The sequence below is a fragment of the Ruegeria sp. HKCCD6426 genome (assembly GCF_057221115.1).
In genome coordinates, this window is record NZ_JBWVBF010000003.1 from 763,342 (window position 1) to 788,682 (window position 25,341).

Sequence of the window (25,341 nt, forward strand, 5' to 3'; positions counted from 1 at the left end):
TCAGCCAGAAACTGAGGTTCTTATGTCTCAGGTGGGGAAGATGAAACACTTATCCCGACGAATAGTCAGCCACATGACCCTGCCTGGTTTTGGCACAAACACATTCGGAACCGTCGCCCGAAGGACCGAGCCATCGTGATCCATCCGAAACTCGATCAGGCTCTCATTGCCCAGAAAACGAGCCCGCTCCACGACGCCGCGCGCCGCGACGCCGTCGGTGGCTGTCGGCGAAGGCCCTTTGCCGTTCCGATCAAAATCCAGCCGGACATGCTGCGGACGGAATACGATTTCGACATCCGTGCCATCCGGAACACCTGGGGCCAGGAACTGTCCAAACGGCGTTTGAGCCAAAGCTCCGTTAACTTGCGCAGGCAAAACATTGATATCGCTAAAAAAGGATACCGCCGCCTTATCTACGGGTCGGGTGTAGACGTTGTATGGCGCACCCTGCTGCACGATTTTACCGCGCCGCATCAGGGCGATCTCGTCTGCCATACGCATCGCTTCTTCGGGCTCATGCGTGACCAACAGAACCGCTGCATCTTCCTCTTTGAGAATTGCCAGCGTTTCATCGCGGATGCCGTCTCGCAAGCGGTTGTCGAGGCCCGAGAACGGTTCGTCCATCAGCATGATCCGCGGGCGCGGTGCCAGTGCACGGGCCAGCGCCACGCGTTGCTGTTCGCCACCAGACAGCTGATGCGGAAAACCGTCAACAAAGCGCATCAGGTCAACCTTGGTCAGCAATTCCTCAACTCGGGCGCGTTTCTGGTCCTTGCCGCCTTTCAGGCCAAAGGCAACGTTGTCGGCCACGCTCAGATGCGGGAAAAGGGCGAAATCCTGAAACATCAAACCAATTTCGCGCCGTTCGGGCGGTACGCGAAAGATGGTGTCGCAGACCAGTTTGCCATCAACGAAAATCTCGCCCGACGACTGCATCTCGACCCCAGCAATCATGCGCAATGTCGTGGATTTACCGCATCCGGACGGCCCCAGCAGACATGTCACCTGCCCAGCCTGAACAGTCAGCGAGACATCATCCACCACCGCCCGACCTTCAAACCGAGCGACAAGATTGCGAATTTCCAGACGCGGAGGCGTTGCTTTGCCTGTCACCGATGGACCCCATAGCCTTACCCGATCAAATCCAGCGGGCTTGGGCGGGGATAACAACCCCGCCCGCCGGACGCAAGGCGTCAGCAGCAGCCCGTTAAGGCAGTAAATACTTCAAGTGGGTTTTCCCCGCCTCACCCTTCAAAATTCCGCAATGTGTCGCAAAATCACCGAGGAATTCGAAACGCCGCGCAAACTGTGTGTCCTTCAATATCATCCATGTGGTGCCTCAGACCGGAAACACTTTGCCTGCCTGAATGGCGTAGCGATCGTCCAGTACGAACCTATGCAGCGCGTGAGGAACAGCCCCCTTGGAAATCACTACCTGGCCGTAGCCTTGGCACGCCGCTTCCAGAGCAGAGAGTTTGAACAAATTGTAGGTGGCAGAGATAAAACCCTGGGGCGCAACCCCTTGATCCAGACATGAGATATCAATTGCCAAAGGACGATGGGTGACCCGACGCGGCTCATCAAACCCTGCATCGTGGGACATTGACGTAAAGTCATTCCAGTACAGCGCGATATCCAGCTGCTCGGAGGTTATTTCCAGCCCGAGGACGCTCCCCATTTCTCCGTCTACCGCAGACAGAGGGTAATCGTTGCGACCCGCGCCGCAGCCTTAGTCCAGAATGTGCATACTCTCCAGATTCTACGGAACGATCAGGCCGCAGCCACAGTAATTTGTCAGCACATCATCATGAATTTGCGAAAAAATATTCTTGACGCGTTCCAGCATATCATCCGGCGCACACTAGGCCTTAGTTTGCAAACCTGTGCCGCCTTGCACCTCACCATAAATGATCTGCACAGCCTCATGATTCTCAAGAGCGATCCTCTTATAGTGGACGCCCAGCAGCTTGTGCCGCGCCAAAGCCTGCGCAATTCCGCGCTAAGAAATCCAACGTAAGCGTGAAGCTTTCTGGCTGCAATCAGCCCAGCAAATCGAATTCAATACCAGACCGAACACGCCCGTTGATCTGAATCTCCAACCTATGCGGGCCGGGTATCAGCTTGAAGGTCGTGGCATCACCTTTCAGCTTGTGGCGTTTCTTCAACTTCAGCGCCCCATTCTTCAAAGCGGTTTGCTTTAGCTTGTGAACTTTGGGTGAAATTTTCCCGCCGGAGCGTTGAAAATGAATAATATAATCCACCAATACAGGCTGGTTTCCGACACCTTTCAGTTCCAGGTCAAACTCCAACGCGTCACCGATCCTGGCTTCGCCCTTAACCAGAATCTCAGCTGTCAGATCGGCGTCCGGATCATACCCCAAAACCCTCAATGCACGTGGATGCCCTGATTTCACCAACCCGCGCAACGCATGGGCAGTCATCCATTGCAACTCTTCATCATCTTGCCTCGCTGCCTTTTGCCAGGAATGCAGCTGGTCCAACACCAAGTCCGGATCTTTCTTCGTGATGTCGTTCAAGTGATTGGCAACCGAGCGCGTTACATACCGCGTGTTGTCACCATGCAGTCGATCCAACAACGGCAACGGATCGGACAACTCCAGCCCAACGGCCTGCCCCCAAGGCAACCGAGGGCGCGTGCCCTCGCTAACCAGACGACGCACGTGATAACTGGAATGCGCGCACCACGCTTCCATCCGCTGCATGACCAGATCAGGGTGAGCGTTCAGGAAGGGGCGGATCGCCCATTCCATCGAAAACCTCTGGGTCAGCTCTTCGAGGACATCCAGCGCCAGATCCGGATGATTCAGACCGACGGACACGACCCAATCACCGATCGGTGCAAAGATGAAATCTCCAAAATCGTCATCTGTTTTGTCCGGATCCAACCGAGGTGGCAATGCGCGCAGAATGGCAGGAGCGACCGCAGGCAGTTCACCCGGCAGGGCATCTTGCAGGCACTCTGCGATCCATGACATCCGTTCCTTCAACTCGAGCGCCGGCAAGCGCGACGATACGGCATTTTGAAATGCAGTATCGTCGAAACTTGGCTCAGCATCGGCAAACAAGCCGCTGAGGTAGCGGGTTTTATCTGCGTTGAACAGTTGATCTTTCAGAGAGAACCCTTGCGCCATTGTTACATCGTCAAGTTGGTGCCGCCACCATCCAGCAGGATGTTCTGGCCAACGATGAATCCTGCGTGCTGGGAACACAAAAACGCACAGGCTGCGCCGAACTCCTGCCTTGTGCCATACCTACGCGCGGGGATCGTGGCCTCGCGCTCTGCCCGGGCTTCGTCCATCGAAATGCCTTTCTGTGCAGAGACACCGCTGTCCAGGGAAATTGCGCGGTCCGTCGCATGAATGCCGGGCAGCAGGTTGTTGATCGTCACCCCGTGTGGCGCGACCTGTCGCGACGTTCCCGCAACATATCCGGTCAATCCGGTTCTCGCCGCGTTCGACAGCCCCAGCACGGCGATTGGAGCCCGGACAGATTGCGAGGTAATATTCACCACCCGGCCCCAACCCTTGTCCATCATCCCCGGCAACAGCGCCTTCATGAACGCGATCGGTGTTAGCATATTGGCATCCAGAGCTTTGATGAAATCATCCCTCTCCCAGTCCGACCACATTCCGGGCGGTGGTCCACCGGCGTTTGTCACAAGAATATCAACGCCCTGCGCCGCATCCAGCACCTTTGCCTGACCATCCGTCGAGGTTACATCACAGGCTACGGTCTCCACGTTCACACCATGTTCGGAACGCAAACGCGCTGCCTCAGCCTCCAGCGCCTCGGCACCTCGCGCGTTCATAACCAAATCGACGCCCGCTGCGGCCAAAGCTTCAGCACATCCCAGACCCAGCCCTTTGCTGCTGGCACTGATCAGCGCTCGTTTTCCCTTAATTCCCAGATCCATCTGATCCTCCCCATCTGTGGTTGCTCGCTTGTCTAGCACCGACCAGACAAAGAAGACCAGAATTGCAGAGTCGCTTTAGTAAAAGAACTCTTCGCGCACGATTTTGCCGTTCGCCACGTGGTAGATACCAACTTCACGCATGTCGAAACCTTCGCCGCTTTCCTTAACTTTTCCCTGAACTTCAAAAATCACCGCAAACCGGTCTTCGCCATGCATGAACGGATCACTAACGGACGCACCCGATACTTCATGCGCGCCTTCCCACCATTCATGCTTGCCGCGAATGGCATCTACTCCGTGGGTCTCACGTCCCATGCCCTCCATGTCCATCGCCTCGACCGAGACAGCATCCGGCGCATATAGCTTTGCCAGATTTTCCTTGGCGCGATCTTCGCGGCACCCAGCGACCAATTCTTCGGCTATTTCTTTCAAATTCATCGGTCCACTCCACAATTTGTTCACTATATGTTCTTATTGCCATAGCCACACGATTCGAACCACCCCCTTTGTCTTGCTTCGGCAGGATTCCCCGCCTATACGCGCGTGCATGCTTGATACCTCGAACCAACCCACCTTGCCGCCCGAGATCGCTCGCCGCCGGACATTCGCCATCATCTCGCACCCGGATGCGGGCAAGACGACGCTGACTGAAAAGTTTCTGCTGTATGGGGGCGCCATTCAGATGGCCGGTCAGGTGCGCGCCAAAGGCGAAGCGCGTCGTACGCGCTCGGACTTCATGCAGATGGAAAAGGACCGGGGCATCTCGGTTTCGGCTTCGGCAATGTCTTTCGACTATGGCAACTTCCGATTCAATTTGGTGGATACACCCGGCCACTCGGATTTCTCCGAGGACACTTATCGCACCCTGACTGCGGTGGACGCCGCGGTTATGGTGATCGACGGCGCCAAGGGTGTGGAAAGCCAGACGCAGAAATTGTTTGAGGTCTGTCGCCTGCGCGATCTGCCGATCCTGACCTTCTGTAACAAGATGGACCGCGAAAGCCGCGACACGTTCGAGATCATCGACGAAATTCAGGAATTGCTGGCCATCGACGTCACCCCAGCGGCATGGCCGATTGGCGTGGGTCGCGATTTTATCGGCTGCTACGACATGTTGCGCGACCGGTTGGAACTGATGGACCGCGCCGACCGCAACAAGGTGGCCGAGAGCATTGAGATCAACGGGCTGGACGATCCGAAATTGGCCGAACACGTGCCCGAGCACCTGTTGGACAAGCTGCTGGAAGAGGTCGAGATGGCGCGCGAGCTGCTGCCCAAACTCGACCCGCAGGCCGTGCTTGAGGGGCACATGACACCGATCTGGTTCGGCTCGGCGATCAACTCGTTTGGCGTGAAAGAGCTGATGGAGGGCATTGGCGCCTACGGGCCGCAACCGCAGATTCAGTCGGCCGAGCCGCGCCAGATTGCACCGGATGAAAAGAAGGTCGCCGGGTTTGTCTTCAAGGTGCAGGCTAATATGGACCCCAAGCACCGCGACCGCGTGGCATTTGTCCGCATGGCATCGGGTCATTTCAAGCGCGGCATGAAGTTGACTCACGTGCGCACTAAAAAGCCGATGGCAATTTCGAACCCGGTGCTGTTTCTGGCCTCCGACCGAGAACTGGCGGAAGAAGCCTGGGCCGGCGACATCATCGGTATCCCGAACCACGGCCAACTCCGCATCGGCGACACCCTGACCGAGGGTGAGGCGATCCGCGTCAAAGGTATCCCCTCGTTTGCACCCGAATTGCTTCAGACTGTCCGCGCGGGCGATCCGATGAAAGCCAAACATCTGGAAAAGGCGCTTATGCAGTTTGCCGAAGAAGGCGCGGCCAAGGTGTTCAAACCCTCGATCGGATCCGGTTTCATCGTCGGTGTCGTCGGTGCGTTGCAATTCGAAGTGCTCGCCAGCAGGATCGAGATGGAATACGGCCTGCCCGTACGATTTGAAGCGTCGCAATTCACCTCTGCCCGCTGGGTCAGCGGTGACAAGGCCGAGGTCGACAAGTTCGTCAATGCCAACAAACAGCACATCGCCCACGACCATGATGGCGACATCGTCTACCTGACGCGGCTGCAATGGGACATCGACCGGGTGGTTCGTGACTATCCGGCGCTGAACCTGACAGCAACGAAAGAGATGATGACGTGATCGGACACTGACTGGATGGGCACGCAAGATAGGCCGCGCTGGGGCATCGTCTCAACGCTCCGTGGTTCTGCCGCAGAAATTCTGCGTTTTGCGGCCTATCATCTGGATCTCGGGGCCGACAGGCTTTACCTGCATCTGGACGAGCCTAATGGCGCAGCACTTCACGCGCTGAAGCAGCACCCCAAGATCACTGTCTGGCAATGTGATGATGAGTTCTGGGCCCGACGAGGGTGCAACAGGCCAGAGCGCCACCAACGACGACAATCTGCCAACGCGACACGTGTGTATCGCAAAACCGATCTGGATTGGTTGTGCCACATAGATGTGGATGAGTTTCTGTGGCCTTCCCGCCCCATCCCAGAGTTGCTTAGCGCCGTACCGAATGATCAGCCCGCTGTCCGCATGCGTCCTATTGAGGCGCTGGCCGGAGGGAATGACCATTATAAGGCGTTTATCCCAAAGGGCCCGGACCGGCAGGCTTTGGTCGAAACGCTCTATCCGAACTTTGGAGCGTTCCTGACATCGGGCTTCCTCAGCCACGTGCAGGGTAAACTGTTTGCGCGCACTGGCCTGCCAAAAATCAGCGACCGCATCCACAATATTTTTCAGAACAACCAGCTTTTGCCCTGCAAGACCGAACTGCCCGAGATCGACCTGTGCCACCGGCATGCCCCCGATTGGGAACATTGGCTGAACCACTACCGTTTTCGGCTGAAACATGGCTCGTACAAACCCGGCATGAACCCCAATGTCGCGCGTGATCGAGGTGGGCTTAACAAGCACGAGTTGCTCAGCTGGATTGAAGCCGAGGAAGGCGAAAACGGTCTGCGCGTGTTTTATGACGAGATGAGTGGTGGAGACCCCGAAGTACGGCAGCGTCTGCATGATCACGGTCAGATCCGCCACAGGCCGTTGGATCTGGATGCTAAACTGGCGAAACACTTCCCCGGAAGCATCTGAATTGTTGCGCAAAATCGCGAATGTGACGTGTCTGCGCCAAGTTAACTTGTCTTCATTTGACCCTGCCCCACGTTTTTGTTATGTCCCGCCAAAGCCGAAACGCGCATGAGGCGCATGGCCATCCGGGCCCGGCATGATTCAGACGCGCGGGCCAGGTCAAGTGTCCGCTTGAACCGGACATACATGACAAAATTCAACGAACTGAACCTGAACCCGAAGGTCCTCAAAGCCATTGAGGAAGCCGGATACGAAACTCCGACCCCGATCCAGGAAGGCGCGATCCCCCCTGCGCTGGAAGGTCGTGATGTTCTGGGGATCGCCCAGACTGGCACCGGCAAAACCGCCAGCTTCACGCTGCCGATGATCACGCTGCTGGCCCGTGGTCGCGCGCGTGCGCGGATGCCGCGCTCGCTGGTGCTGTGCCCGACGCGGGAATTGGCGGCACAGGTCGCTGAGAATTTCGACACCTATGCCAAAAATGTAAAGCTGACCAAGGCGCTGCTGATCGGCGGCGTCAGCTTCAAGGAACAAGATGCGCTGATCGACCGGGGTGTCGATGTGCTGATCGCCACTCCGGGCCGTTTGCTGGACCATTTCGAACGCGGCAAGCTGCTGTTGACCGGTGTTCAGATCATGGTGGTGGACGAAGCCGACCGGATGCTGGATATGGGATTCATCCCGGATATCGAACGCATATTCTCGTTGACACCTTTCACCCGACAGACCCTGTTCTTCTCCGCCACAATGGCCTCGGAAATCGAACGGATCACCGACACCTTCCTGTCCGCTCCGGCCCGTGTCGAGGTTGCGCGCCAAGCCACCGCGTCGGAGACAATCGAACAAGGCGTTGTCATGTTCAAGGGTGGTCGCCGTGACCGCGAGGCAAGTCAAAAACGTAAGGTTCTGCGGGCTCTGATCGATGCCGAGGGCGAAAAATGCACCAACGCGATCATCTTCTGCAACCGCAAGACTGACGTGGACATCTGTGCCAAGTCGTTGAAAAAATACGGTTACGATGCTGCCGCAATTCATGGCGATCTGGATCAGTCGCAGCGCATGAAAACCCTCGACGGATTCCGTGATGGCACACTACGCCTGCTGGTCGCGTCGGATGTCGCCGCGCGCGGGTTGGATGTGCCCTCTGTCAGCCACGTTTTCAATTTTGACGTTCCAGGCCATCCCGAAGATTATGTGCACCGCATTGGCCGAACAGGTCGTGCCGGGCGTGATGGCAAGGCGATAACGATCTGCTCGTCGCGGGATGAAAAAGCTTTGGATGCGATCGAAAAGCTGATCCAAAAGGAAATTCCGCGTTTGGACAACCCTTTCAAGGGCGAGGAAATCAAGACGGACGCGCCCAAGCCCGAAAGGAAGCCTCGCAGCAAGCCGTCGGGGCCAAAAGCCGAACAAGAGCCACAGCCACGCTCGGGCGATCGCAAAGAACGCGGCGGACGCGGGAAAGACAGCGGTGGGCGCTCGGTCGTCGGTATGGGCGATCATCTGCCCAGCTTCATCGCTCTCAGCTTTGATGAGCGCCGCACGGGCTAAATAGTCAGCACCAGCACCAAGATCGAAACCCCAAGCAATGACATCCCGGCGATCTCGCGCCGGGTAATGGTTTCGCGGAAGAACAGTATCGAGGCCAGCAGGCTCAGGATCAGTTCCACCTGCCCCAGCGCTTTAACATAGGCTGCGTTTTGTAGTGTGAACGCCAGAAACCAGCAAAACGAACCGCCAAGACTGGTCAGGCCTACAAAAACGCCGGTACTGCGGGTGTCCCACACCGCGCGCAATTCAGCCCGGTCACGCCACAGCAGCCAAAGCCACATGCTGAGAAACTGGAACGACACCACTGCCGCAAGAGTGACCAGCGCGCGGAACCATGCGTCCAGATCACCAATTTGCAGTGACGCGCCACGATAGCTGACTGCTGAGAAGGCAAACAACACGCCCGATCCCAAACCCAGCTGCGAGGCCCTGTTGGTCAGATGCCGCCACCATGCCCCGTCACCACCCGGTGTTTTCGACAGCAACAGAACCGCCAGCAGACCCAGCAGTATCGCCACCAGCGCACCAGACGAAACACTGTCACCCAGAATGATAAACCCGACGATAGCGGTTTGGATCACCTCGGTTTTTTTGAACGTAATACCGACCGCGAAGTTGCGTTGCTTGAACAGGGCGACCACGCAGACCGTCGCTAATATCTGCGCCGTACCCCCAATGACCACAAATACCCAGAACATCGCGGTCAAGGGCGGAAGCGCGTACCCAGCCCAAAGCGCGACGGCCAATCCTAACACCGCCAGCGGCATGGAATAGGCAAACCGGGCGAACGTGGCACCAGCCGCTGACAGTTTTACGCTGCTAAGTGACTTTTGCAGCATGAACCGCACCGTCTGAAACGAGGCGGCGGCAATTGTAACGGGAATCCATAAACTCATGGATTCCCTTCTGTCCTCAAATCAAGGCTTTGGCCAGAGCGGATGCGCCACCGGATCCTTAGCGCGCAAAAAATGCTGACGGAAAATCTGCGCGTATGAGCGATAAACATAGGCCTCGTTGCAGGCCAGATATCGATCCTTTCCGGTGCGATAGAGCGCCGGTAGACGATACCACGGCGCCGCAGGGTTCATGTGATGAACGACGTGTAGGTTGTTGTTCAAAAACAAAAAGGCCAGCGGACTGCGATCTTCGACGATCACCGTGCGGGCGCGAGATTTCTCATGCGCGCGATGTTCCAGAAAGGTACGGATCTTGACCAGACCCAGCCCGATATAAGCAGATATGACAAATGCCCATAGCGGCATTGGCGATTGCGACACGATCCATAGAACTGCAGCAACGCCGGGCAAATGCAGTGCCCAGGCCAGCAAAACTGCCCGATCTCCATGCATTGCTCCTCGCCACTCGTCGCGCATAAAGGCTACCTGCCCGATAGCAGGACCCAGAACGATACGGCCCATCAAGGTATTGTTGGCTGAATAGAGTCGTTTCTGCCATCCGGACAAAGATTGCCAAACCTGAGGGTCCAGGTAATTTGTTTCAGGGTCGTCATAAGGATCCGTCAGGTTCGCATCCTGATGGTGGGCCAGATGCAGGTCCCGAAACCGATTGTATGGAATGAATAACGTCAGTGGCAGCGCCATCAACGCCTCGTTGAGCCACTTTGCCCGGAATGGGTGCCCATGAAGCACCTCATGCGTCAGCGAAGAATGCAACGCGGCGATAACTCCCATCGTCGGGATTGCCAGCCACAAGGACCATCCAGCCAAACAGAACACGGCCGCGATCCACGCCGCATAACAAGCTGCAATCAGACCGAACGTACCCCATTCGGGCGATTTGGGTATCGTTGGTTCAGCCATGGCGTCCCCACGTAATCCCCGCCCAAATCCGCTCGTAGACGATATAAAGTGTCAGGCCGATTGCGGTGTTCACAACAGCCAAGGCCCCGCCCACAGCGGCAGAGCCTGTTGCGATAAGGCCGACCAGCGTCATGGTCGCCAACCCCATCGCGTTCCAAACGATTGCTTTCACGACTGATCTTTGTCGCGTTTCCATTCCGGACCCCATTTTTTTATTGTTCTGCTAACAGTGTTACTGAACGGCGCAGGTGTTGGAAATTCTGAATATGATTAACAAAATTCATCGAACGTGATATAAATCATCACATGCAAAATAAAATCGACAAACTCGACCGCGCAGCCCAGTTTCGACTGCGACTTGCCCGCGCCATGGAAGAAGGCAATGTCAGCCAAAGCGCCCTGGCGCGCAATATTGGCGTCGACCGATCCACGGTTTCGCAACTGCTGACGGATGACGGGGCGCGCTTGCCGAATGCACATGTTGTCGGCAGCTGTGCTTCCGCACTTGGAGTGTCGGCCGATTGGCTGCTTAGCCTGTCCAACCGGCCAGAAAGCGCGGCTGTGTTATTGGCCAGTTCGCTCACCATGACCGAAGCCCCCCGCGCACTGGTGGATGAACGCATCTTTGAATGGCACCAAGAGGCCGCGGGCTACAAAATCCGCTACGTTCCCGCGACCTTGCCTGACATGCTGAAAACTCGCGCCGTTCTGGAATGGGAATACGCCCCGCATCTTGGCAGGACAGCGGATCAGGCCATTGGGGCTTCAGCCGACAGGTTGACATGGATGCGTAGTGCGCAATCCGACTACGAGATCGCCATGCCGCTATATGAGATAGATAGTTTTGCGAAGGCGACCGGGTATTACGATAGCTTACCAAGGCACGTCCGGTTGGAACAGATCGATCACTTGCTGGAGCTATGCGAACAACTTTATCCCCGCCTGCGCATCTATCTGTTCGACGCCAAACGTCTGTATTCAGCGCCAGTCACGATCTTTGGCCCTTTGCTGTGTGTATTCTACGCAGGCAGCCACTATATGGCCTTCCGGGACCGTGATCGGATCGAGGTTTTTTCGCGCCATTTCGATACTTTAGTGCGCGAAGCTGATATAACTGCCCGCGGCTTTCCGATGCATCTTCGGCAGCTGCGCGAGGAGATTCTCGCTGGTTCCGAAGGCCAATGATGCCAGAACAGGATTCCTGTAGTATAGTCGACAAGCGCGAACCTTCGAGCATTCCGATCTAGATGGAGGATGACAGGAATGGACGCTCTTAAGACCGCTGAATACGCACGTGCCCTTTATGCGGCCCATGGTGACAGGGCCGAAGCAGAAGCCGCGCAGAAGATGCGCGAGTGCGAAGCCGCAGGAAATACTCAGGAGGCGCAGGACTGGCAAGCAGTGCGTAGCGCCATTCGTCAGATTCGCGGCCCCAACCAGGGTTGATACCTGTGCTATACCTTGGGGTCAGGATTGACGGTATGACCATCCACCGCGATCACCTGCCCAGACACCAGCCTCGCGGCGTCTGACGCCAGAAAAACAGCCATATTGGCAATGTCCCGGCCCTCGACAAAGCTTCCCATGGACGTTCCCGAGGCATAGCCCGCGTACACCTGATCGCGGGTCATTCCTTTGGCTGTAGCTTCGCGTTGCAACACGCCCTCCATTCGGGGGCCTTCAACTGAACCCGGACAGATGGCGTTGACGCGGATACCGTGCGGACCAAGCTCCATCGCCAGTGTTTTCATCAAACCAATCACAGCCCATTTGGCCGCCGCATAGGGTGCGCGAAACGGATACCCGAATTGCCCGGCAGTCGAGGAAGTCAGGATGATGCTTCCTGACTTCGCTGACTTCATCAAAGGAGCAGCGTGTTTTGCCGCCAGGAACGCACCGTCCAGATTGACCGCAACACAAGATCGCCAATCCGCCAGTTCGATATCCTCGATGGCGTGAGTTGGACCCGCGATTCCGGCATTTGCACAAAGCGCATCCAGCCCGCCCGCCTCGTTGCACGCCTGAAACACCGATCTCATGTCGGTTTCATTGGCAACATCTGCCCGGTGCGCAATCCAGTGCTCCGGCAGGGACTTCAGCGCCTGATCGTCGATATCCGTGACCCACACGTCATAACCCGCAGCATCAAATGCCTCTGCCATCGCCCGACCAACGCCCGACGCTCCGGCGGTGATCAGAACCCGACTGCTCATACTGGCTTCCGGATCGAAGCCCCTGCCCCGTCGGGGTAAGGCAACCCGGCCTGCGCTTCGGCGATGCGGGCCATTGCCGCCTCGATTTCGGGCGACGGAGCGCTTGGACGACGCGTTTCAAGGCTGACATGCAGCAGGAAGCTTTCGCCCGTCGCCAACTGCTTGTCGCCTTCGTACATGCTGTGGAACACGTGCAGCTTTTTGCCCGCCCCAAGCAGCATCTGCGTGCGCACTTCGATTTTTGACCCGGCATGGGCCTCATCCATATACCGGATATGATTTTCGGCGGTGAAATAGCTGCCGCCCGATGCGATGTAATTCATGTCGCAGCCGATGATCTCCATGAACCGGTCGGTGGCTACGGCGAAGGCTTCCACATATTTCGCCTCATTCATGTGCCCGTTATAGTCGGTCCAATCCAGCGGCACCGCGCGTGCGAGCGTCAGGATTGGCTGGCTCAAATCCGCCTGATCCAACGTCGGAAGCGCACCGGGTTTCAGCAGCGCATCATGCTGGTTCAGCACCGCGCCTGCGCCATAATCCTGCGCCTTCAACGCGCGCATCATACCGACAAGGTTGTTGTCGCGGATACGTTCCAGTTCGCGAATCGAGTGCATTCCCGACTGCGCATCAGACTGATCTGCGATCAAGTCGACCAACTCGTCAGTGAATTCCGGAACATCCATCAGCTTGGTCCACGGCCACTTCAGCGCGGGGCCGAACTGTGCCATAAAGTGCCGCATCCCGGCTTCGCCCCCCGCCACGCGGTAGGTCTCGAACAGTCCCATCTGCGCCCAACGGATACCAAAACCCATGCGGATCGCTTCGTCGATTTCTTCCGTCGTAGCGATGCCGTCCTTGACCAGCCACAATGCTTCGCGCCAGACAGCTTCGAGAAATCGGTCAGCAATATGCGCATCGATCTCCTTCTTGATGTGCAAGGGAAAGAAACCAACCGAAGTCAGCAATTCCTTCGCCTTGGCAATCAGTTCGGGTGAGTTCTTGTCAGTCGGCACCAATTCGATCAGTGGCAACAGATAGACCGGGTTGAACGGATGCGTCACCACGATCTGCTCCGGGCGCAAGGCGCCCTCTTGCAGTTCAGACGGTTTTAACCCGCTGGTTGACGATCCGATGATCGCCCCTGAATCACAATTCTCTTGCAACCCTCTGTAGACCTTTAATTTCAGGTCGAGCCGTTCTGGCACACTTTCCTGAATCCATGACGCCCCCTGCACAGCCTCGGCCATATCATCATGAAACGAAAGAACACCCTCGGGCGGCAACGGAACATCGCTCAGTCCCGGCAGAGAGCGGCGCGCGTTGTCCAGAACCTCAGAAATTTTGCGCTCGGCCTCGGGGTCGGGATCGAACACCCGCACATTCCAACCGTTAAGCAGAAACCGAGCGGCCCACCCGCCGCCGATTACGCCACCACCGATGATTGCCGCTGTTTTCGTCATGCTGTCCTCTAATCTATACAGATCACCAGCTCGCGCCCCGTCTCATCCAAATGCGGAGTACATCCGAATTGAGGCGTGACCGCGCTGCATTGTTTGGTTTCCGACAGGCAAAAGCCTGTACAATCGGTTTCTTTCTCACAGGTCTTGCCCGCATCCGGCAACGGCGTGAAACAGACATAGCTCTGCGCCCGGCCACCAATTTCATAGGTGCCACCTTTGGCCTCACACGCATTCCGGTCTGAATCGGCAGAGTTGCTGACGATTTGCCGATCTTCCGGCAGGCAGCCTGAAAGGGAAATCGCACTGACAAAAACGGCAGTTAGAGACATCAAACGCACATTGTACTCCTTATGCTGATGCCTCCGGGTTCGCTATTTTGACCGCCGGACACAAGGGAAACTCTCAGCCCTTTGGCGCTCGTTTGGTCAGCCCAAGCTTCTCGCGCACCTCTTGCGGTCCGATCACCCGCGCGCCCATGTTTTCGATGATCGTGCCCGCGCGCTCTACCAATTGCCAGTTCTCGGCCAGCACACCTTTTTCAAGCCACAGATTGTCCTCCAACCCGACGCGAACATTGCCGCCCGCCAGAACCGAGGCCGCCACATAAGCCATCTCATTCCGCCCCAGTGAAAACGCGCTGAACGTCCAGTCGTCGGGCACATTGTTTACCATCGCCATGAAGGTGTTCAGATCATCCGGCGCGCCCCACGGCACACCCATGCACAGCTGAACCAGCGCGTTGGGTTCCAGAATGCCCTCCTTCACCAGCTGCTTGGCAAACCATAGATGACCAGTGTCAAACGCCTCGATCTCGGGCTTCACACCCAGATCGGTCATCATCTGCCCCATAGCACGCAATGCGCCGGGGGTGTTGGTCATGACATAGTCGGCTTCGGCAAAGTTCATCGTGCCGCAGTCCAGAGTGCAGATCTCCGGCAGGCATTCAGCGATATGTGCCACACGCTCGGATGCGCCAACCAGATCGGTTCCGGCCTCGGACAGAGGCAGCGGATTTTCGACACCGCCAAACACCATATCGCCCCCCATGCCCGCGGTCAGGTTCAGAACCGCGTCCACATCGGCGTCGCGGATGCGGTCCGTCACCTCTCGGTACAGCTCCAACCGACGGCTTGGCGCGCCAGTCTCCGGGTCGCGCACATGGCAATGCACCACCGCCGCCCCGGCCTTGGCCGCAGCGATGGCGCTGTCGGCGATCTGCTGCGGCGAACGCGGCACATGCGGGCTGCGATCCTGCGTTCCTCCCGAGCCGGTAACAGCACAGGTGATGAAGACTTCGCGGTTCATTTCCAGAGGCATTGCGTTTTCCCCAACTTATACCCGGTTTTGCCGTGAGTTTTCCCCAGGCTTCTCCCCGGATTCCGATTTGCGTTGCACACGACTCTGGCGCAGCCTTGTTGAAACAACTTTCCAGAATGCGAATCAGACTTGATGAAATCCGCAAAAAACATTCTCCAGCCCGAACATCGTGCCCTGAAAACGGCAGTATTGGTGCTGGACGATTGCAACACGCTCAGCTTTGCTGCTGCGATCGATCCCATGCGCGCAGCCAACCGGCTGGCTGACAGACCTGCATTCGATTGGGACTACGTAACCGCCAAAGCTGAACCAGCAGTGCTGACCAGCGCGCTCAGTGTCCCCGGCATACCCCTAGCACGTCTGGACAGTTGCGATCTTATGATCGTGGTCGCGGGCTTCCAATTGGCACGCCACGCCACCCCCAGCCTTTTGGCCGGATTACGACGCATTGCCGGCACCGGCGCCACTATGGCCGGCATTGACGGCGGCCCTTGGTTGCTTGCCGAGGCCGGTCTGCTCGACGGTCGCGCCGCCACCACCCATTGGGAAGATTTGGACAACTTCGCCGCCCGCTTCCCTGAAGTGGACGTGCGACCTGACCGCTTCACGGTATCCGACAACCGCCTGACGTCCGGTGGGGCAATTCCGGCTGTCGAAATGATGCTCCATATCATCGCCGCCCGCCACGGAGCAGGCTTTGCCGCCCGCGTATCAGGGCTGTTCCTATATGATGGTGCACCGGAGCCCTCGAAACCACAAAGTCGTACCGGCGTTCCGCACCGTCACACCGCGCTGACGGCCAAGGCCAACAATTTGATGGAGTCTTCTCTGGACGACCCATTGCCTCTGGCCCATATCGCCGACCGTCTGGGCACCAGCCCCCGCACACTGCAACAGCAGTTCCGATTGCGCCTGAACACCACCCCGCAAGACCACTATTTGCAACTGCGTCTGGCCGAGGCCCGCCGCCTGGTCACTGACACAGATTTACCGCTGATGGACGTGGCCCTGGCAACCGGTTTTGCCTCGCAATCCAGTTTTGCGCGCGCTTTCCGCACTGCACACGGCCTTTCAGCCCGCGATCTGAGGCAGGACCGCACACAACCAACCCATCACTGACAGAAACCTCGTCGGTTGCCCCAATTACCAACTGGCCCAATTACCCTCTGGGATTTCCACCTGCGGCGACGCGGACAGCGCCCATACCTAGTACGGCATGGGATGCGCCCTGTGGGCAGCTGTGATTTCGGCCAGAACCTCAGCCGGCAGCACCAGGTCAAGCCCACCAAGAATGTGTTTCAGCTGTGCCTCGTTCGTCGCCCCAAAGATGGTCGACGCCATAAAGGGCCGACTGCGGCACCAGGCCAGCGCCATGTGTATTGGGTCCAACCCATGCCGATTGGCAATTTCCAAATAAGCCGAAACCGCGTCAAACACCCGCTCGGTCTTGCGCCCGCCCATTTGCGGTACCAAAGACATCCGTGACCCCTCGGGAACAGCTCCATCTTGATATTTGCCGGTCAGAAAACCGGCGGCTAATGGGGAAAACGCCAGTAGGCCGACATCTTCGTACAAGCACAGCTCGGCCAGATCCGTGTCAAACAGGCGGCATAGCAACGAATATTCATTCTGGATCGATGCCACACGCGGCCCACCCATCTCATCTGACAAGCGCAACCATTGCGCCGTGCCCCAGGCGCTTTCATTGGACAGGCCAAAGGCTCGGATATTACCCTTGTCGACCTGTTTCTGAAGCGCCTCGAGAGACTCTTGCATCTCGGACAGGATTTCTTCCCGGTTCTCGCCGGACGGCGCATAGTCCCAGTTCTGCCGGAACATATAGCTGCCGCGGTTGGGCCAGTGAAACTGATACAGATCGATGCAATCCGTCTGCAAACGCCGCAGAGAGCCCTCAATCGCTTCGGGGATCGTCTCTTTCGAGATCGGCGCACCGTTGCGAGCATGAACGAAGCCCTCGCCGGAATGCTTCGTGGCCAGCACGTAATCGCCGCGCCGAGATGGGTTGGCAGCGTTCCAGGTGCCCAGAATTTCTTCGGTCCGCCCGATCGTCTCTTTCGAGACCGGATTCACCGGATACATCTCGGCCGCATCGACAAAGTTGATCCCAGCCGCCAGAGCCATGTCCATCTGTCGATGCGCCCCGGCCTCAGGTGTCTGGGTTCCAAATGTCATCGTCCCAAGACACATATCCGACACCATAATACCGGTGCGGCCTAAAGGCTTCATTTCCATCAATACATCTCCTGAAACTCAGCCGCTGCTTATGCTTCGGCCTTTTTCTCCCACCGTCCGGATTCCTCAGACCAATATTGTGCGGAACATCCAGCAGCGGTCAGTGCCTTCCACTGCCCGCGTGCGTGCTGAACGGCCAAGTCATCATTGCCGTCAAATAGAATACAAACGCGCTCCAGCTTGGTAACTTCGTCCGGGCCCACAGATGCGCCGTCAATGGTCATAACGCAGGAGGGATCGTTGGCGGATTGTGCGTCGGTCGTCAGCAAAATGGGCTGCACCGCGTCGTGCGGCCCGCCGGCGCGACCGTGTGGCAGAAACCCGTCTTCAGCTCCCAGCCACAGCTTTTCATCAAGCCAGTCCATCCGCGCGGGGTCTGTGCCCCGCACGGCAATCCGCCACCCGGCCTGACGCGCCTTATCCAGCAGCACCGGCAGGGTGTGCTCCAGCGGCTGACGGGTCAGGTGGTAGAAATAGACGGCGCCCATGTGTTTACTCGCTGGCAGTCTCGAAATTGTCCTGAACGAAACGGCTCAGCGCCCTTACGCCCCATCCGGTGGCCCCTTTGGGCGCATAGGATGTCTCGGACGAGACTGAGGCCACTCCGGCGATATCCAGATGGATCCATGGCGTTTCCTCTTTGACAAAGCGCTGCAGGAACTGAGCCGCGGTGATCGAACCAGCTGGTCGTCCGCCCACGTTCTTCATGTCCGCAATCCGCGATTTCAGCAGTTCGTCATACGCCTTGCCCAAAGGCAGCCGCCACGCACCTTCGTCCTCGGCCTTGGCCGATTTCAGAAAGGCGTCGCAGAACGTGTCATTATTCGAGAAGACACCGGCATTTTCATGCCCCAGACCAATGATGATTGCGCCGGTTAGGGTCGCCAGATCGATCATGCCAACCGGCTTAAACCGGTCCTGCGCGTACCACATGACGTCACACAGAACCAAACGCCCTTCCGCATCGGTATTGATGATCTCGACCGTGTCGCCTTTCATTGACTTCACCACGTCGCCGGGACGAGTGGCATTGCCCGAGGGCATGTTCTCGACCAGCCCCACCAAACCTACGACATTCGCCTTGGCCTTGCGTTTGGCTAGCGCGCGCATGGTGCCCGCGACGACCCCTGCACCGCCCATGTCCATGGTCATGTCTTCCATGCCGGCTGCCGGTTTCAGCGAGATACCACCGGTGTCAAACACCACGCCCTTGCCGACCAGGGCCAGCGGCGCGTCGTCTTTGTCGCCGCCGTTCCACTGCATCACCACAACTTTGGAGGGGCTGTCCGAGCCTTGCCCGACGCTCAGCAGGGTGCGCATCCCCAATTCGGCCAGCTTGTCTTCGTCCAGAACCTCGACCTCCAACCCGAGTTCCTGCATCTCGGACAGGCGATCAGCGAATTCGGTTGTTGTCAGAACGTTGGCAGGCTCATTGGTCAGGTCGCGCGTCATACGCACCCCGTCCGCCACAGCATAGAGCGGCGCAAATGCAGCTTCGGCCTCGTCGGGTTTAGTGTGACAGACCACAATCTCGCCGGTCCGGTCGGAATCCTTGGTCTTGTGCACGTCGAAATCATAGCTGCGCAGGACCATCCCCAAGACCAGATTCTCGGTACGGTTCTGATTACCAGCCATCACCAATACAGATTTGCCATCCGCCAGCTTGCCGAGCTTGGCCCCGGCCTTGCACGCCTCGTCATGATCGGGGCGACGCGGCAGGATCAGAATGTCGAGTGCCTCGGCTGCCATACCGCCCGGCCAGGCCAGCGAGACTACTTCGCCCGTCTTCACTTTTTCGAAGCGATCATTCTCGATCAGCCGTGCCACCGCACCGCGCGTCAACCGATTGGCTCGGCGCGCAGCCGGTCCCATCTTGCCCTCTTCGGTTACAATGATAGCGACCCGACCGCTGGCCTGCGCCATCAGATCAAGGTCAAAAGGTTGAAAACGAACGGGGACGAGACTGCTCATGAGGTGCTCCTGAAAAAAACTTTGCACAAGACCTAGCCCGCACCGCCGCAGTTGACCAGATAGCAGTTTTCCCCGCACCGCAATTACATTAAGGTCGCCCGAAAACAACGGCAGGTATCAGGGGGCAGTGAAGTGACAAAATTCGGCAAGCATAAGCCAGCATGCCGCGGCACGGCACGAGTGATTCCCGATCACAAGCGAAGACCGAGGGTGCCTGCGTGATCCTCGACCGTTACTTTGCCCGCCGTTTTATTCAGAGCTTTGTTGTCATCGGCGGCATTTTTCTAACACTGATGATGCTGATCGACCTGATCGAGCAGGCCAGGCGCTTCGAGGAAGCCAACTTGTCGTTTGGTCAGTTGATGCGACTGACTTTACTCAACACGCCAGCGGCCATCAGCGAGATGCTGCCGCTGCTGATGATCCTGTCCACAATAGCGCTGTTTGTCGGCCTTGCGCGCAGCTCGGAATTGGTGGTCACGCGCGCCATCGGCCGGTCTGGCATACGCGCCCTTGCCGCTCCGGTCGCGCTGGCACTGTTGATTGGCACACTGACCGTGGCACTTCTCAACCCGTTTGCCGCCGCCACGTCCGAGGAGTACCAGCGACTGTCGGACAGTTTTCGCAACAACGGAAGCTCAACCCTGTCCATCAGCCGTGAGGGCTTGTGGCTAAGACAGGGCTCGGCCGCGGGACAGTCGGTCATCCATGCTTTGGGCACCCTGAACGGTGACAAGTTCGGCCTGCGCGACGTGACAATCACTACGTTTTCATCTGACGGCAAACCGATCGAGCAGATTATCGCTGACCGCGCCCAATTGGACAACGGACATTGGGCCTTGAGTCAGGCTAAAGTCTGGACCTTGCAGAATGATCTGAACCCTGAAACGAACGCTATTTTGCACGAGACCCTGAACCTGCCGACCACGCTGACTCGGGACCGGATCATCGACACATTGGGCCAACAGGATTCCGTATCCGTCTACGACCTGCCTCAATTGATTCGGGATCTGCGCGAGGCAGGTTTCTCCACAAAACAATATGAAGTCTGGCTTCAAGTGCAGTTGGCGCGCCCCTTCTTTCTCGTTTCGATGGTGCTGATCGGAGCTGCTTTCACCATGCGCCACGTTCGGTTTGGCGGAACCGGGGTCGCGGTTCTGACTGCGGTTCTGTTGGGCTTTGCGATCTATTTCGTCCGCAATTTTGCGCAGATTCTAGGAGAAAACGGCCAATTGCCAATAATCGTATCTGCCTGGGCCCCACCCTTTGCCGCTGTTCTGCTATCCTTGGGCTTATTGCTTCATGCGGAGGATGGCTGATGCGGCCAATCCTCAAGCTTCTCTTGTCCAGCACATTGATTCTTTCGCTTCCCATGGCAGGGGTGGCGCAGTCCACGGCTGACACCTCAAACCAGGATCAGTCGACGGCGGAACAGGAAGAACCCGCTCTGCTGGTCGCGGACAAGGTCTTTATCACCGCCGACCGTAAGTTGGTGGCCGAGGGCAATGTCGAAGCGTTTCAAGGCGATATTAAGCTGACCGCTCAAAAAGTGATTTATGATCGGGATACCGGAGAGCTGTCCCTGACAGGTCCCATTCGCATTGATCAAGGTGGTCAATCTACGCTTTTGGCCGACACCGCGCAACTGGACAGTGGTTTTCAGAACGGCCTGCTGACCGGGGCACGAATGGTGTTTGATCAGCAATTGCAAATAGCTTCAGTTCAAGCCAACCGCGCTGCCGGCCGGTATACGCAGTTCAGTAAGGTCGCGGCCACCTCGTGTCACGTTTGCGCAAATGGCCGACCGCCGCTGTGGCAAATCCGGGCGCGAAAGGTGACCCATGATCAAGTCGAACAACAATTGTATTTCGAAAATGCGCAGTTCCGCATTCTTGACGTACCCGTTTTCTACTTCCCTGCCCTGCGTTTGCCGGACCCGACATTGGAACGAGCAACCGGGTTCCTGGTGCCGTCAATTCGCACGACGTCGCAACTGGGAACAGGTGTGCAGGTTCCCTATTTCTTCAAATTGGGCGACCACAAGGATCTGACCCTGACACCGTACGTGTCGCCCAAAACCCGTACGCTGGGCTATCGTTATCGACAGGCGTTCAAAAACGGTCGCATTCAGTTCGAAGGTGCTTTTACACGCGACGATCTTCGGCTGGATGAGAACAGGGGATACTTTTTCGCCGATGGTTGGTTCAATCTGAAGAATGACTACCGATTGACTTTCAATATCGAGACCACGTCAGACGACGCCTATCTTGCGGACTACGGCTTGCCCGACTACGACCGGCTGCGCAGCGAAATCGCGCTGGAACGGATCAAACGCGACACGGCCTTCAAAACCGGGTTTATCCACTATGAAACCCTCCGCGACAGTGAGCAGCAGGACGAAATTCCGTCGCGCGTGTTTGACCTGAACTATCGAAAACGCTATTTCCCGACAGGCCTGGGCGGTGAAGTTCAGATGGCCTTCATCGGACACGCTCACGAACGCACCAGCGATCAAGACGTTATAGGCCGCGATGTTGCGCGGGCAACGTTTGATGCCGAATGGCTGCGCAGCTGGACATTTGCTACAGGGCTTCGGGCCGACGCGCAGATCGGGACTTCGGTCGATACGTTTGATATCCGGAATGACAGCGCATACCCCAATACCATCACCCGATCCACTCCACGCGCTGCTCTGACCTTGCGCTATCCTCTGCTGCGCCGGGAAGCATCGGGCGCAACACAGATTCTGGAACCGATTGCGCAGGTTGGCTGGACTCATGTGTCAGACACGGACGTTCCAAATGACGAGAGTACATTTCAGGAATTCGATCACGGCAACCTGCTGTCTCTGTCACGCTTTCCCGCCGAAGATCGGCGTGAAGACGGAACCACTGCGGTATTTGGCGTAAATTGGTCACGGTTCGACACCTCAGGCTGGCGCGCGCAGGCCACCATTGGGCAGGTATTTCGAACGACTGCGGACCCTGACTTCACACTGACATCGGGATTGCAGGGCACCGCGTCTGACATTTTGCTGGCCGGTCAATTGGACAATGGCAAAGGCCTTACACTGGCTGGGCGCGGGTTGCTGGACGACGATTTCAGCTTTAGCAAAGCCGAAGTCCGAACCGCCTGGACCAAAGACGACACCCGGCTGACCGGCAGCTATGTCTGGCAGGAGCCCGACCCTGCGGAAAACCCCGGTGATGAAATCTCGGAGGTCAGGCTTACCGGACGTCACCGTATCGATCAGAACTGGTTGACCACTGCCTTTGCACGTTATGATCTGGCCGAATCCGAACCCATCCGGTTTGGCGTGGGTGTCACTTACACTAATGAATGCGTGCAGGTTAACATGTCCGTAAGACGGCGCTTTACCTCAACATCAAGTATTGAGCCTTCGACGGAAATCGGCTTTACCGTTGCCCTGACGGGGTATTCCGTCGAAAGCGGTGGTAAGAAGTATAAAAAGTCATGCAGCTGATCTCAGGTTTCACTAAGTTAATCCGTTCTGGCTGGTTCAAGCCGGTCATACCGACGCTGGCTGCTGCTTTAATAGCTGTGGTCCCACCGCAGGCTAATGGTCAAAGCCTGTTTTCGCCGGCCATCCGGGTCAATCAGGATATCGTTACCTGGTACGAGCTTCAGCAACGTCAGCAGTTCTTGGAAATTCTCGGGGTTCCCGGCAGTTCAGAGGCCGAGGTTCGTCAGGCCCTGATAGATGATCGTCTACGTAAGCAAGCCATGCGAGAAGCGGGCATTCAAGCCGCCCCCGAAGACGTGCAGACTGGCATCGACGAATTTGCCGCTCGCGGTCAGCTGAGCACCGAACAGTTTTTGCAGTTGCTCAGCGAAGCCGGCGTCGATCCGGAAACCGTCCGAGACTTCGTAGCCGATCAGATGTCCTGGCGGGATTACGTATCGGCGCGCTTCATTTCCCAAGCACGCCCGAGCCAGGAAGAGGTCAACCGCGCTCTGGGCCAGGGTGGCGGCGGCGGATTGCAGGTTCTGTTGTCCGAACTTATCATTCCGGTCACCCAACAAACACTTGCCCAAGCGGACGCTCTGGCCGCAGAGATCGCGAAGCTGGACAGCCAAGAGGCGTTTTCGTCCGCGGCAGCGCAATACTCAGCGGCCGCCACACGCGACAATGGAGGTCGTCTGGACTGGCTGCCGATCACCAATCTACCGCCCGCGCTGCAGCCGGTCATACTGGGGCTGAAGAATGGCGAAATCACTGAACCTCTGACTTTGCCCAATGCGGTGGCGTTGTTCCAGATGCGCGGCTTGCGTGAGGTTTCCACTGGCGCGCCGCGTTATTCCAAGATCGATTATGCGATGTACTACTTGCCCGGTGGACGCAGCGCCGAAACACTGGCGTCAGCAGCCCGGCTGCAAGAAGAAATCGATACCTGCGACGATCTCTATGGCGTTGCAAAAGACCAACCGCCCGAGGTGCTGGACCGCGTCTCAGCGGCGCCATCTGAGATTCCGCGCGATGTCGCATTGGAGCTGGCAAAGCTAGACCCGAATGAAGTCTCAACCGCTCTGACACGCAACAATGGGCAAACACTTGTGTTCCTGATGATGTGCAACCGCACACGCGACCTTGGTGAAGACACCACCCGCGTGGACGTTGTTAACGCTTTGACCCAGCAACGGCTGCAGGCCTTAGCTGAAAGCCTGCTGGAACAGCTCAGGGCCGACGCAATAATCATCGAGCAATGACAACCCCGATCGCGCTCAGCTGCGGTGACCCCGCTGGTGTAGGACCGGAAATTGCAGCAAAAGCGTGGAACGCTTTGCGCGACACATGCCCTTTCGTCTACCTCGGGGACGCTTCTCATCTGCCCAAGGGCACCCCGGTTGCCGAGTTGACGGACCTCTCTCAGGCGCAGGCCGCAAGCGGCACGGCCCTGCCGGTTCTGCCTATGGATTTCCCTGCCCCCAATGTTCCGGGGCAACCAGACCCGCGTAACGCATCCTCGGTTATTGCGGCCATTGAACACGGTGTCAGACTGGTACAGTCCGGCGCGGCTTCCGCACTGTGCACCGCGCCAATTCACAAGAAAGCGCTGATCGACGGAGCGGGCTTTGCCTATCCTGGTCATACCGAGTTTCTGGCCGCCCTTGCCGGGCGCAATCGTGTCGTCATGATGTTGGCAAGCGACCAATTGCGCGTGGTACCAGCTACGATCCATATTCCCTTGTCGCAGGTACCCACAGCGCTGACGCCTGAGCTTTTGCGCGAAACCATTGATATTACCGCCGACGGGCTGCGTACCCAATTTGGAATTGCCCAGCCGCGTATCGCTGTTGCCGGCCTCAATCCTCATGCTGGCGAAGGTGGGAAAATGGGGACGGAGGAGCTGGATTGGATCGCGTCCCTGCTGGCTGATCTTAACCCGCACGACTACTCGGTTACTGGCCCGCACCCTGCGGATACGATGTTTCATGCCGCCGCCCGCGCACGGTACGATGCCGCTATCGCGATGTATCACGACCAAGCCCTTATTCCGATCAAAACGCTGGACTTCGACCGCGGCGTGAACGTGACGCTGGGGCTGCCCTTCATCCGCACTTCACCCGATCACGGCACCGCGCTGGACATAGCAGGTCAGGGTATCGCCACACCGACCAGTTTGATCGAGGCCTTGAAGATGGCGCAAAAGATGGCACAATCCCGCTGATGGGTCATCTTGCTGAAAAC

25 protein-coding genes are annotated in these 25,341 nt (G+C 57.5%); 10 read left to right on the plus strand and 15 right to left on the minus strand.

What is annotated here, in order from left to right; all coding sequences use genetic code 11:
- Positions 1 to 27: 27 nt before the first annotated feature.
- The 5 genes from AC2TDA_RS12590 to AC2TDA_RS12610 all read right to left on the minus strand — a co-directional run bounded on the left by AC2TDA_RS12590 (position 28) and on the right by AC2TDA_RS12610 (position 4,372).
- A complete protein-coding gene (locus AC2TDA_RS12590) occupies positions 28 to 1,113 on the minus strand; it encodes an ABC transporter ATP-binding protein (protein ID WP_480848217.1) in 1,086 nt (361 codons plus the stop codon).
- Between the two features lie 226 nt (positions 1,114 to 1,339).
- Positions 1,340 to 1,678 carry a hypothetical protein gene (locus AC2TDA_RS12595; protein WP_480879460.1) on the minus strand — a complete coding sequence of 113 codons (339 nt, stop codon included), beginning with the start codon at positions 1,676 to 1,678 and terminating at the stop codon, positions 1,340 to 1,342.
- Positions 1,679 to 2,039: 361 nt separating this feature from the next.
- The gene (locus AC2TDA_RS12600) at positions 2,040 to 3,152 is read right to left on the minus strand and encodes a hypothetical protein (protein WP_480879461.1); all 1,113 of its coding nucleotides are present in this window, start codon (positions 3,150 to 3,152) and stop codon (positions 2,040 to 2,042) included.
- A 2-nt stretch (positions 3,153 to 3,154) separates the two neighbouring features.
- A complete protein-coding gene (locus tag AC2TDA_RS12605; protein ID WP_480879462.1) occupies positions 3,155 to 3,934 on the minus strand; it encodes an SDR family oxidoreductase in 780 nt (259 codons plus the stop codon).
- A 75-nt stretch (positions 3,935 to 4,009) separates the two neighbouring features.
- Entirely contained in the window at positions 4,010 to 4,372 is a 363-nt protein-coding gene (locus AC2TDA_RS12610; RefSeq protein ID WP_480879463.1) for a SnoaL-like domain-containing protein, read from the minus strand.
- Between the two features lie 109 nt (positions 4,373 to 4,481).
- Here AC2TDA_RS12610 and AC2TDA_RS12615 point away from each other — a divergent pair, with 109 nt between their 5' ends.
- The 3 genes from AC2TDA_RS12615 (at position 4,482) to AC2TDA_RS12625 (ending at position 8,594) form a co-directional block, all read left to right on the plus strand.
- Positions 4,482 to 6,086, plus strand: coding sequence for a peptide chain release factor 3 (locus tag AC2TDA_RS12615; protein WP_480879464.1), 1,605 nt, complete (start codon positions 4,482 to 4,484; stop codon positions 6,084 to 6,086).
- Between the two features lie 15 nt (positions 6,087 to 6,101).
- Positions 6,102 to 7,046 carry a glycosyltransferase family 2 protein gene (locus AC2TDA_RS12620; protein WP_480879465.1) on the plus strand — a complete coding sequence of 315 codons (945 nt, stop codon included), beginning with the start codon at positions 6,102 to 6,104 and terminating at the stop codon, positions 7,044 to 7,046.
- Positions 7,047 to 7,229: 183 nt separating this feature from the next.
- On the plus strand, positions 7,230 to 8,594 hold the full coding sequence (locus AC2TDA_RS12625) for a DEAD/DEAH box helicase (RefSeq protein ID WP_480879466.1): 1,365 nt from the start codon (positions 7,230 to 7,232) through the stop codon (positions 8,592 to 8,594).
- Here AC2TDA_RS12625 and AC2TDA_RS12630 read toward each other — a convergent pair.
- The 3 genes from AC2TDA_RS12630 to AC2TDA_RS12640 are packed head-to-tail and all read right to left on the minus strand — an operon-like array spanning position 8,591 to position 10,610.
- Entirely contained in the window at positions 8,591 to 9,490 is a 900-nt protein-coding gene (locus tag AC2TDA_RS12630; protein WP_480848231.1) for an EamA family transporter, read from the minus strand. The genes AC2TDA_RS12625 and AC2TDA_RS12630 overlap by 4 nt on opposite strands.
- 21 nt (positions 9,491 to 9,511) lie before the next feature.
- Positions 9,512 to 10,414 carry a fatty acid desaturase gene (locus tag AC2TDA_RS12635; protein WP_480879467.1) on the minus strand — a complete coding sequence of 301 codons (903 nt, stop codon included), beginning with the start codon at positions 10,412 to 10,414 and terminating at the stop codon, positions 9,512 to 9,514.
- A complete protein-coding gene (locus AC2TDA_RS12640) occupies positions 10,407 to 10,610 on the minus strand; it encodes a DUF2061 domain-containing protein (protein ID WP_480848235.1) in 204 nt (67 codons plus the stop codon). The genes AC2TDA_RS12635 and AC2TDA_RS12640 overlap by 8 nt, the downstream gene beginning before the upstream one ends.
- A gap of 110 nt (positions 10,611 to 10,720) precedes the next feature.
- Between AC2TDA_RS12640 and AC2TDA_RS12645 the strand changes: the two genes are divergently transcribed.
- Both AC2TDA_RS12645 and AC2TDA_RS12650 read left to right on the plus strand, forming a co-directional pair.
- Positions 10,721 to 11,599 carry a helix-turn-helix domain-containing protein gene (locus AC2TDA_RS12645; RefSeq protein WP_480879468.1) on the plus strand — a complete coding sequence of 293 codons (879 nt, stop codon included), beginning with the start codon at positions 10,721 to 10,723 and terminating at the stop codon, positions 11,597 to 11,599.
- A gap of 78 nt (positions 11,600 to 11,677) precedes the next feature.
- Positions 11,678 to 11,860 (plus strand): hypothetical protein, encoded by a 183-nt coding sequence (locus tag AC2TDA_RS12650; protein WP_480840128.1) that lies wholly within the window; start codon positions 11,678 to 11,680, stop codon positions 11,858 to 11,860.
- 8 nt (positions 11,861 to 11,868) lie between these two features.
- Here the strand turns inward: AC2TDA_RS12650 and AC2TDA_RS12655 are convergent, their stop codons facing one another.
- The 4 genes from AC2TDA_RS12655 to bcoG all read right to left on the minus strand — a co-directional run bounded on the left by AC2TDA_RS12655 (position 11,869) and on the right by bcoG (position 15,407).
- Positions 11,869 to 12,627: an SDR family oxidoreductase gene (locus tag AC2TDA_RS12655; protein ID WP_480879469.1), complete on the minus strand. Its 759-nt coding sequence runs from the start codon at positions 12,625 to 12,627 to the stop codon at positions 11,869 to 11,871.
- Positions 12,624 to 14,090 (minus strand): carnitine 3-dehydrogenase, encoded by a 1,467-nt coding sequence (locus tag AC2TDA_RS12660; protein WP_480879470.1) that lies wholly within the window; start codon positions 14,088 to 14,090, stop codon positions 12,624 to 12,626. The genes AC2TDA_RS12655 and AC2TDA_RS12660 overlap by 4 nt, the downstream gene beginning before the upstream one ends.
- An 8-nt stretch (positions 14,091 to 14,098) precedes the next feature.
- Entirely contained in the window at positions 14,099 to 14,428 is a 330-nt protein-coding gene (locus AC2TDA_RS12665; protein ID WP_480879471.1) for a hypothetical protein, read from the minus strand.
- A 64-nt stretch (positions 14,429 to 14,492) separates the two neighbouring features.
- A complete protein-coding gene (gene bcoG, locus AC2TDA_RS12670; RefSeq protein ID WP_480879472.1) occupies positions 14,493 to 15,407 on the minus strand; it encodes a 3-dehydrocarnitine:acetyl-CoA trimethylamine transferase BcoG in 915 nt (304 codons plus the stop codon).
- Positions 15,408 to 15,539: 132 nt separating this feature from the next.
- Here bcoG and AC2TDA_RS12675 point away from each other — a divergent pair, with 132 nt between their 5' ends.
- On the plus strand, positions 15,540 to 16,526 hold the full coding sequence (locus AC2TDA_RS12675) for a GlxA family transcriptional regulator (protein ID WP_480848245.1): 987 nt from the start codon (positions 15,540 to 15,542) through the stop codon (positions 16,524 to 16,526).
- An 87-nt stretch (positions 16,527 to 16,613) separates the two neighbouring features.
- Here the strand turns inward: AC2TDA_RS12675 and AC2TDA_RS12680 are convergent, their stop codons facing one another.
- The 3 genes from AC2TDA_RS12680 to AC2TDA_RS12690 are packed head-to-tail and all read right to left on the minus strand — an operon-like array spanning position 16,614 to position 19,631.
- Positions 16,614 to 17,660 (minus strand): aldo/keto reductase, encoded by a 1,047-nt coding sequence (locus AC2TDA_RS12680; RefSeq protein WP_480879473.1) that lies wholly within the window; start codon positions 17,658 to 17,660, stop codon positions 16,614 to 16,616.
- 29 nt (positions 17,661 to 17,689) lie between these two features.
- Entirely contained in the window at positions 17,690 to 18,148 is a 459-nt protein-coding gene (locus tag AC2TDA_RS12685) for a DNA polymerase III subunit chi (RefSeq protein WP_480879474.1), read from the minus strand.
- Between the two features lie 4 nt (positions 18,149 to 18,152).
- The gene (locus AC2TDA_RS12690; RefSeq protein WP_480879475.1) at positions 18,153 to 19,631 is read right to left on the minus strand and encodes a leucyl aminopeptidase; all 1,479 of its coding nucleotides are present in this window, start codon (positions 19,629 to 19,631) and stop codon (positions 18,153 to 18,155) included.
- Between the two features lie 218 nt (positions 19,632 to 19,849).
- Here AC2TDA_RS12690 and lptG point away from each other — a divergent pair, with 218 nt between their 5' ends.
- Genes lptG through pdxA form a run of 4 tightly spaced genes read left to right on the plus strand, consistent with a single transcriptional unit; the run spans position 19,850 to position 25,321 of the window.
- Entirely contained in the window at positions 19,850 to 20,950 is a 1,101-nt protein-coding gene (gene lptG, locus AC2TDA_RS12695) for an LPS export ABC transporter permease LptG (RefSeq protein ID WP_480879476.1), read from the plus strand.
- Positions 20,950 to 23,115: an LPS-assembly protein LptD gene (locus tag AC2TDA_RS12700; RefSeq protein WP_480879477.1), complete on the plus strand. Its 2,166-nt coding sequence runs from the start codon at positions 20,950 to 20,952 to the stop codon at positions 23,113 to 23,115. The genes lptG and AC2TDA_RS12700 overlap by 1 nt, the downstream gene beginning before the upstream one ends.
- Positions 23,106 to 24,359: a peptidylprolyl isomerase gene (locus AC2TDA_RS12705; protein ID WP_480879478.1), complete on the plus strand. Its 1,254-nt coding sequence runs from the start codon at positions 23,106 to 23,108 to the stop codon at positions 24,357 to 24,359. Before AC2TDA_RS12700 ends, AC2TDA_RS12705 begins: the two co-directional genes overlap by 10 nt.
- Positions 24,356 to 25,321, plus strand: coding sequence for a 4-hydroxythreonine-4-phosphate dehydrogenase PdxA (gene pdxA, locus AC2TDA_RS12710; RefSeq protein ID WP_480879479.1), 966 nt, complete (start codon positions 24,356 to 24,358; stop codon positions 25,319 to 25,321). Before AC2TDA_RS12705 ends, pdxA begins: the two co-directional genes overlap by 4 nt.
- Positions 25,322 to 25,341: the final 20 nt, after the last annotated feature.